Origin of the sequence: Amycolatopsis sp. SID8362 (genome assembly GCF_010550475.1) — a bacterium.
GTDB lineage: Bacteria > Actinomycetota > Actinomycetes > Mycobacteriales > Pseudonocardiaceae > Amycolatopsis > Amycolatopsis eburnea.
On the sequence record NZ_JAAGNB010001704.1, the window covers coordinates 1 to 441 of the forward strand.

At 76.4% G+C, this 441-nt stretch carries 1 protein-coding gene; it reads right to left on the minus strand.

Features of this window, described 5'->3' with window-relative positions; all coding sequences use genetic code 11:
* The coding region (locus G3I65_RS52065) for an acyltransferase domain-containing protein (RefSeq protein WP_160703467.1) at positions 1 to 441 on the minus strand (441 nt) is incomplete at both ends.

The following is a 441-nucleotide window of genomic DNA, read 5'->3' on the forward strand; positions in this document are numbered from 1 at the left end:
GGCCCCAGCAGCGCCCGGACGTCCTCGACCGGCGCCAGCACCGACATCATCGCGCCGTGGCCGGACAGCCGGTCCCGGATCAGCGCGCTGCGCAGCGCCACGATCCGGGCACCGTCTTCGAGCGACAGCGCCCCGGCGACGCAGGCGGCGGCGATCTCGCCCTGCGAGTGGCCCGCCACCGCCGCCGGCTCCACGCCATGCTCCTGCCACAGCGCGGCCAGCGACACCATCACCGCCCACAGCGCCGGCTGGACGACGTCGACCCGGGCCAGCGCGGCCTCGTCGGCCAGGACGTCGGTCAGGGTCCAGTCCACGAACGGCGCCAGCGCGGCGGCGCACTCGGCCATCCGCCCGGCGAAGACCGGCGCGGCTTCGAGCAGTTCGACGGCCATCCCGGCCCACTGGGAGTCCTGGCCGGGGAAGACGAACACCGGCGCGGCC